This is a genomic window from Pseudolactococcus hodotermopsidis, assembly GCF_011170085.1.
Lineage (GTDB): Bacteria > Bacillota > Bacilli > Lactobacillales > Streptococcaceae > Pseudolactococcus > Pseudolactococcus hodotermopsidis.
Genome location: NZ_BLLI01000079.1, coordinates 1 through 8165 on the forward strand (window position 1 = coordinate 1; position 8165 = coordinate 8165).

Consider the following 8165-nt stretch of genomic DNA (forward strand, 5'->3'; position numbering starts at 1 on the left):
TAACTTGATAACACGATACTTTTCCAATTCATTCACAGTGAGTAATATCCTTTTCATAAGTATTAGTTTAACATTTGGGACATTTTATGTTTCGACCTACTTAGGACATTATCACTTTCGAATGATACAAGAAAAAATTTAGCAAGAGAAAAAGTTGATTATTTTCGATTGACTTGTTATAATTAAGGTAACGGATAAGTAATTTTGACACTTTGTTTTCAGAAATGTGACGGTCGCTGCAAGTCATGCTTAGATCAAGATGAAATTCTACCGTGTTTAAAATTGATAAAATAAATGAGATACCGTCAAGGTAAAGTAGGTGGAACCGTGTTTACGAACGCCCTACTATTATTTTGACGGTATTTTTTGGAGGAAAATGATGTTAGATATTAAAAAAATTCGCAATCACTTTGATGTTGTTGAGACAAAACTCAAAACACGTGGCGTTTCTGTTGAGAAACTCTATGAAATTCGTGAGTTGGATACTAAAAAGCGTGAGCTCATCATTGAAACGGAAAGTCTCAAAAAGCAACGTAATGAGGTTTCTGATGCCATTGGCTTAGCCAAACGCAATAAGGAAGATGCAAGCGCCGCAATCGCACAAATGCAGGAGGTTTCGGCAAAAATCAAGGCACTTGATGCGGCATTGGCAGCATTTGATGAAAAAGTGACAGCACGCCTTGAAATGATACCAAACTTGCCTGCTGATGATGTTCCTGTCGGCGCTGATGAGGCTGATAATGTTGAACTCAAACGGGTCGGCGAGGTGCCAAGTTTTGACTTCGAGCCACAAGCGCATTGGGATTTGGGTGAAAAACTCGACATTCTCGACTGGGAACGTGGCGCTAAAGTCACGGGGTCACGCTTTCTTTTCTACAAAGGTTTAGGCGCACGCCTTGAGCGCGCTGTCTACAATTTTATGCTGGATGAGCATGCCAAAGAGGGGTACACGGAGATGATTACGCCTTACATGGTCAACCACGACTCAATGTACGGTACTGGGCAATATCCTAAGTTCAAGGAAGATACTTTCGAGCTTGCTGATAGCGATTTCGTCTTGATTCCGACTGCTGAGGTGCCTTTGACTAACTATTATCGTGATGAGATTATTGATGGTGCTAAGTTGCCGATTTATTTCACGGCTATGAGTCCGTCATTCCGCTCTGAAGCTGGTTCTGCGGGGCGTGATACGCGTGGTCTCATTCGTCTCCACCAATTTCATAAAGTTGAAATGGTCAAGTTTGCAAAACCCGAAGCCTCTTATCAAGAGCTTGATAAAATGCTTGAAAATGCTGAAAATATTCTGCAAAAACTTGGCCTTGCTTATCGCGTTGTCACGTTATCAACTGGCGACATGGGCTTTTCTGCCGCTAAAACTTACGATTTGGAAGTCTGGATTCCTGCCCAAAATACTTACCGTGAGATTTCAAGTTGTTCCAATACAGAAGACTTCCAAGCTCGCCGTGCGCAGATTCGTTATCGTGATGCTGACGGCAAAACACAACTGCTACACACTTTGAATGGTTCTGGTCTTGCGGTCGGTCGAACGGTCGCAGCAATTTTGGAAAATTATCAAAATGCTGACGGTTCTGTGACTGTGCCTGAGGTGTTGCGTTCTTATCTTGGTGGCGTTGATGTGATTGGATAAATGATTTATATCGTGAAAAGTCTTTTCTCTTAATAGAGGAGAGACTTTTTTTATAAAAAAATCGTGTAGGATTAGTTGCTACACGATTTTCTAAATAATTAACTACTTGACTTCAATACTATTTATCCCATTTTAAGCTAAAACCAGATACATCTTTATTCCAATAAAGATTACGAAAGATAGTATTATCCAATTTCTGACAGTTTGAAACAGTCAGACTTGTTAGCGTATCATTATAACAATCGAACTGTAACAATGATGGTAAATCTGAAATCTCTAAACTTGTTAATTCATCAGAAATGCAATAAAAACGAACTAAATTTTTAAAAAGGTTAATTCCTGTAAAATCTTTAATTTCATGCGCTGCAGTTGAACCCCACATACTTATATCTGTTATTGGCACAATATTAATTCTATTATTTTCAATATATTAAGGATACAATTCTTTCAAAGTCGTTCTAAAATTTTCATCAGGAAAATTAGCTTTTGACAACTCAACCCACAACTTTTTCTCAGTCCATCCCAATACAGTAAAATCTTCTGCTTGAGCATTTTCGTCACACTTTAACATGGACAATTTAGGGTATATCAATACATTTGTATCTTTCCAATAAAAAACAAAGTGCGAAAATTTATCACACTTTGTCTACAATTCTAATAAATTTTTAAGTTGCTTTTATCTCCTATTGCGTGATGATTGATTGATAAGCATCAAAATCCCAACCAGTTACATTGACAGTTTCATCATAAGAAAGACGTCTCAACTCAGGTAAATTACTTACGTCCAAGCTAGTTAATTGATTATTCCCAGAGACTAGATAGGCCAGTTTAGGTAAATTTGAAACTACTAAACTTGATAATTTGTTATTTTCGCAATATATATTATTCAACTCTGGACAATTGGAAACTTCTAAACTTGGTAGTTGATTATTATTATCACAGTCAAAACTCCACAAAACTGGTAGATTAGAGACAACTAGCTTACCTGTGAAATTATTTTCACAAAAACGCAAATACTCTAGCTCTGGTAAATTCGAAATATCTAGGTGAGTCAACTTATCATTACCCTCGATCTCTAAATCATGTAGCTTTTCAAAATTAGATACACTTACGCTAGTTATTTCAGTTTTATAAATACTCAAACCATGCAAATTTTTGAATACTTCAATACCAGTCAGATTTTTTACTTTTGAACTATTCTCCAAATGGATATATTCCAGTACCTCAACATTAATTTTCCCATTTTTCATATCTTCTATATAATACTTAGCATATTCTTCTTGAAGATATTTTCTAAAATTCTCATCAGGGAAATTTTTAGCTGACAACTCAACCCAAGACTCCTCACTATACCAACCAATTAAATCGAAATTAGGAGCTTGACTTTGGTAAAAAATCTCTTCTAATTTAGATAAATTGCTTACATCCAAACTAGTCAATTGGTTATAGTCACACCACAAATAAACTAAATTTGTCAAATTTGAAACATCTAAGCTAATTAATTTATTATTATCACATATCAATTTTTCCAATTTCGTTAATTTTGAAACATCCAAAGTGGTTAATCTATTTCCGGAACAATATAAAGTTGTTAAATTCTTGAAATACTCAATCCCTTTTAAATCACTGATGTTTTTTCCATTGACACGATCATTGAAAGAAGGAGAAAGCTCCAATCTAGTAAATGCCGAAACATGAATTTTCCCATTTTCAATATACTCTGGATACCTTTGACTTAAAATATCTCTAAACTCCACATCAGGGAAATTAGCTGCTGAAAGTTCAACCCAATCCTTATCATCTTCCCCCATCCAAGATTTCAACTGCGTCAAATTACTACCAGTCAAGCGGGCAGCACTATTTGTTACTGTCGTACCTCCATGATGAATCGCAACTAGCTTATTGTTACTGTTGACAACACTACCGCCTGAAGTACCAGCTTCAGAATCCATCGTATAAGCTACTTTATCTGTTGACAAACTATTAATTGTTCCTGTACTGGTATAGAGATAAATGCCTTTATAACCTGACAAACGTAATGTTTCATTAGCTGATATAGTTTCTTGAATTTCCAATTTACCAGCACTGCTTAAGCTACCATCAAGTTTGATGCCACCCAAATCATGGTCTGCATATCCTTTAGTATAATTAGTTGCCGAAAAGAAATGATCTTCGCCGTCAGCACGAACTACGCCAATGTTTTGAGCACTACCACTACCAGCAGTTACCTCAGCAGCCACTGCACGACCACCTCTAGTTTCATCATAAACAACATGGGCAGATGTTACCACAAAATCATCCGCAACAAGGACACCTGTACCAACAACTCTTGAACCATCTGGAAAACGAACGATCATTTTAACCGTTGCACGGTAAGGTTGATTTGTAAAATCCGTGATAAGTTGGCGCGTATCTTCGCCAATGACTACTCTTGTTTGCGGTTTTTCATCTGCGGATACTGTCGCATAACCTGCACCACCCACAAGGGACAGCGCCAAAAGCGTTGCAGCCATCATCTTTTTTGGATTTAAAAGATGATTTGAGACATTCTTAAAGTTCATAATTTAATTCTCCTTCTTTTTAGAACTAGCTTTATTATAACGCAAAATAGTTTCTAATGCAACCTTTTTTTTAATTTATTTATTTTTCTTATCATTCGAAAGTGATAATGTCCTAAGTAGGTCGAAACATAAAATGTCCCAAATGTTAAACTAATACTTATGAAAAGGATATTACTCACTGTGAATGAATTGAAAAAGTATCGTGTTATCAAGTTAGTACACGATGGTAAGAAAAAGAAACAACGTGCTAGTGTCGAGCTTGGTCTGTCTCTTAGACAAGTCAATCGCCTCCTCAAAGCTTATCAAGAAAAAGGGAAACAAGCCTTTGTACACGGCAATAGAGGCATGAGACCTGCCCACGCCATCTCCTTTGAAATCAAGGAAAAAATTATCAAACACTATAAAGCCTATCAAGACCTAACCCCAAACATCAAACATTTCACTGAAATACTAGCAGAAATTGAGGACATTCATTACTCTGACACAACCATACGGGCAATCATATATAGCGATGGCTTACTCTCTCCAAAGTCCCAAAGGAAAACGAGAAGAAGAATCAAGGCGATACAAAAGAAAAAAGAAAGTCAGACACAAGAAACTGCACTACTTCACAAAGCAGAAGAAAGATTAGAAGTAGTCGAAAAAGCACATCCAAGCAGGCCGAGAAAGAAATACAGTGGGGAATTAATACAAATGGACGCTAGCTCTTATCAATGGTTTGGTGGACAAATCACACATCTACATGTCGCAATTGATGATGCCTCTGGAAACATCGTAGGCGCTTATTTCGATACACAAGAGACACTCAAAGGATATTATCATGTCTTACATCAAATCTTAACTAAACATGGCATCCCTGTCGCTTTCTTGACTGATAAGAGAACGGTTTTCGAGTATCATAAAAAAGCGAGGAAAAAAATGGAAGACGATACTTTAACACAGTTTGGCTTTGCTTGTCATCAGTTAGGGATTGATGTCAAAACTTCGTCCATACCTCAAGCTAAAGGACGAGTAGAACGTTTAAATGGGACTTTACAGTCAAGATTACCGATTGACCTACAAAGAGCTGGAATTACAACAATTGAAGACGCTAATGACTTTCTAAACAAATGGGTCAGACAGTTCAACCAAAAGTTTGGCAATAAAACAAAAGAGACCGTTTTTGAACAGGCCCCTTCAGCTTCTACGATTAATTTACTGCTAGCTCGCGTGGCGAAACGTGTCGTTGACAGTGGTCACCACATCCGTTATAACAATCACTTCTACTTACCAATTAAAGGAGACAAGGAAATGTACTTTACTAAAAAATCTAAGGCACTTGTTATAGAAGCCTTTGACGGTAATATTTATATCAATATCGAGGACAAGATTTATAGCTCAAGAAAGTTACTAACACATGAAATTTACTCAGAAGAATTTGATCAACCCAAAGAAGGCAAAAAAGAAAAACGCAAGTATATTCCCCAACAGTCTCATCCGTGGAAACTTGCATCTTTCGAAAAGTATCTCAGAAGAATCGGTAAGACGCTTCTGGAATATCAAGCTGAAAATTCAGCCTAGATCATAACTCAATCATATCAAAAATGGAATCTAAAAGCAAATTTTGCTTTAGAAAAACGTAACTCATGTTTAGACTTTTTTTGGGACATTTTCACTTTCGCTTGACATTGTTATATACCCCTAAATATCAATAGTAGAATACTGTGCATTCGCCTCAATAAAATCACGGCGTGGCTCAACGCGGTCGCCCATGAGCATGTCAAAAATCGCATCTGCCTCGGCCGCATCATCTACGCTGACTTGCGCCATAGTACGCTGCTCCGGATCCATGGTCGTTTCCCAAAGCTGATGATCGTCCATTTCGCCAAGCCCCTTATAACGCTGAACAATTGGCTTGCGATTGCCCGTTGTCATCTCAAGAATCGCTTGTTGCAACTCCGTTTCTTGATTGACCCCTGGCTGAATGTAGGTAATCTTATCGCCTAATTTGACCCCGTAAATCGGCGGTTGTGCAATATAAACATACCCCGCCTCAACAACTGGGCGCATATAACGGTAGAAAAGGGTCAGCAAAAGCGTTCTAATATGCGCCCCATCAACATCGGCATCGGTCATGATGACCAATTTTTGATAACGCGCTTTGGACACATCATAATCTGCACCAAATCCTGTTCCCATTGCCGTAAACAAGGAACGAATTTCCTCATTAGCAAGAATTTTATCCATGCTAGCTTTTTCGACATTGAGAATCTTACCCCGAATCGGCAGAATTGCTTGAAATTCACGATTTCGACCCGACTTAGCTGAACCACCAGCCGAATCTCCTTCGACGACAAATAATTCTGTTTGAAAAGGATCATTTGAGGCACAATCAGCCAATTTTCCTGGCAAATTTGAAATTTCAAGACCGGATTTTTTCCGTGTGACTTCACGCGCCCGTTTAGCAGCGATTCTCGCTTTACTAGCAAGAATACCTTTTTCAACGATTTTTTTAGCAACTTGCGGATTTTCTAATAAAAATGTCCCAAATTCTTCGCTGAATAATTTATTGACAATACCAGAAACTTCTGAATTACCAAGTTTCGTTTTCGTTTGTCCCTCAAATTGTGGGTTGGGGTGCTTGATTGAAATAACTGCCGTCAAGCCCTCACGCACATCTTCGCCTGTCAGATTTTCTTCATTTTCTTTTAAAATTTTATTCGTTTTAGCATAATTGTTAATCACACGCGTCAGCGACGTTCTGAACCCTTGCTCATGCGTACCGCCCTCGTGGGTACTGATATTATTGGCAAATGATAAAACAGTCGAATTATAATCGCCTGTATATTGCATGGCAACTTCAACTGCGATACCGTCAAGCTCGCCCTCCGTGAAAATAGCGGGTTCAAACAAAGTTGTCCGCTTTTCATTGAGATAGGCAACGTAGGACTGAATCCCACCCTCATAGTGATAATGCCGCGTTTCGACATCATCTGGGCGTTTATCCGTAATCGAAATGCGCAAACCACGATTGAGGAAAGCAAGTTCACGCACACGTTTAGCCAATTTTTCAAACTCAAATTCAATCGTTTCCGTGAAAATCTCTGGATCTGGTGTAAAATGGACGGTTGTGCCATGTTTATCAGTCTCTCCGACCAATTTCAAATCATCACCGACAACACCACGATGATATTCTTGGAAATACTGCTTGCCTTGCGTGAAAACATTGACATCAAGCTGAGTTGATAGGGCATTAACAACTGATGAGCCAACACCGTGTAGACCACCCGAGACTTTATAGCCCCCACCGCCAAATTTACCACCCGCATGGAGTACCGTAAAAACGGTCTCAACCGCAGGGCGACCTGTTTTTTCTTGAATGCCGACAGGAATCCCGCGACCGTCATCAACGACAGTAATCGAGTTGTCTGGCTCGATAAAAACCTCGATATGCGTTGCAAAACCAGCCAGCGCCTCGTCAATCGAGTTATCAACAATCTCCCAAACGAGATGATGAAGCCCTTCGCCACTGGTCGAGCCAATATACATCCCTGGACGCATGCGAACGGCCTCTAGCCCCTCCAATACCTGAATCTGACTGGCATCATATTCCGCTGCTTTTTCTTTTTTATCTTGTATGGCTTGCAATTCTTCTGTTGTCAAATCTAACCTCTTTCAATGCACATATTAATTAAATTATACCATATTTTGCCAAAAAAATCACGTTCTGACTTGCTAGCCAAAGCGTGACCGTTCTTGTCGTATAGACTTTTGTTTTAATAGACTTCTCCCGAAATTAAATTTCGAAATTGATAATACCACAAATTAAGGACGCCCGAAGTAAGTGCCTCTTTCTTCGATTACGATATTTCTGAGCCATACACTTAAAGGTTTTGATTTTAGCATTGATATTCTCAATCAAAATTCTTTCCCTTGAAATACGGCGATTCTCTTTCTTATCCTCGGAAGTTAAAGGG

The 8165-nt window shown here is 38.6% G+C and carries 7 protein-coding genes; 2 read left to right on the forward strand and 5 right to left on the reverse strand.

Translation table 11 applies throughout. The features are described from left to right. Window positions 1–379: 379 nt before the first annotated feature. The gene (serS, locus tag Hs30E_RS09805; protein WP_172209775.1) at window positions 380–1648 is read left to right on the forward strand and encodes a serine--tRNA ligase; all 1269 of its coding nucleotides are present in this window, start codon (window positions 380–382) and stop codon (window positions 1646–1648) included. A 118-nt stretch (window positions 1649–1766) separates the two neighbouring features. Here serS and Hs30E_RS09810 read toward each other — a convergent pair whose 3' ends face one another. The 3 genes from Hs30E_RS09810 to Hs30E_RS09820 form a co-directional block, all read right to left on the reverse strand. Next, on the reverse strand, window positions 1767–2051 hold the full coding sequence (locus Hs30E_RS09810) for a hypothetical protein (RefSeq protein WP_172209776.1): 285 nt from the start codon (window positions 2049–2051) through the stop codon (window positions 1767–1769). A 27-nt stretch (window positions 2052–2078) separates the two neighbouring features. After that, window positions 2079–2219 carry a hypothetical protein gene (locus Hs30E_RS09815; RefSeq protein WP_172209778.1) on the reverse strand — a complete coding sequence of 47 codons (141 nt, stop codon included), beginning with the start codon at window positions 2217–2219 and terminating at the stop codon, window positions 2079–2081. 112 nt (window positions 2220–2331) lie between these two features. Continuing rightward, window positions 2332–4209 carry a trypsin-like peptidase domain-containing protein gene (locus Hs30E_RS09820; RefSeq protein ID WP_172209779.1) on the reverse strand — a complete coding sequence of 626 codons (1878 nt, stop codon included), beginning with the start codon at window positions 4207–4209 and terminating at the stop codon, window positions 2332–2334. A gap of 180 nt (window positions 4210–4389) precedes the next feature. Between Hs30E_RS09820 and Hs30E_RS09825 the strand changes: the two genes are divergently transcribed. Further along, entirely contained in the window at window positions 4390–5769 is a 1380-nt protein-coding gene (locus Hs30E_RS09825; protein ID WP_172209780.1) for an ISNCY family transposase, read from the forward strand. Between the two features lie 120 nt (window positions 5770–5889). On the opposite strand, the gene gyrB is transcribed toward Hs30E_RS09825, so the two are convergent. Both gyrB and Hs30E_RS09835 read right to left on the reverse strand, forming a co-directional pair. Then, window positions 5890–7851: a DNA topoisomerase (ATP-hydrolyzing) subunit B gene (gene gyrB / locus Hs30E_RS09830; protein ID WP_371864151.1), complete on the reverse strand. Its 1962-nt coding sequence runs from the start codon at window positions 7849–7851 to the stop codon at window positions 5890–5892. Window positions 7852–7984: 133 nt separating this feature from the next. Further along, on the reverse strand, window positions 7985–8165 hold a 181-nt coding region (locus tag Hs30E_RS09835), incomplete at its 5' end, for a transposase family protein (protein ID WP_308780834.1).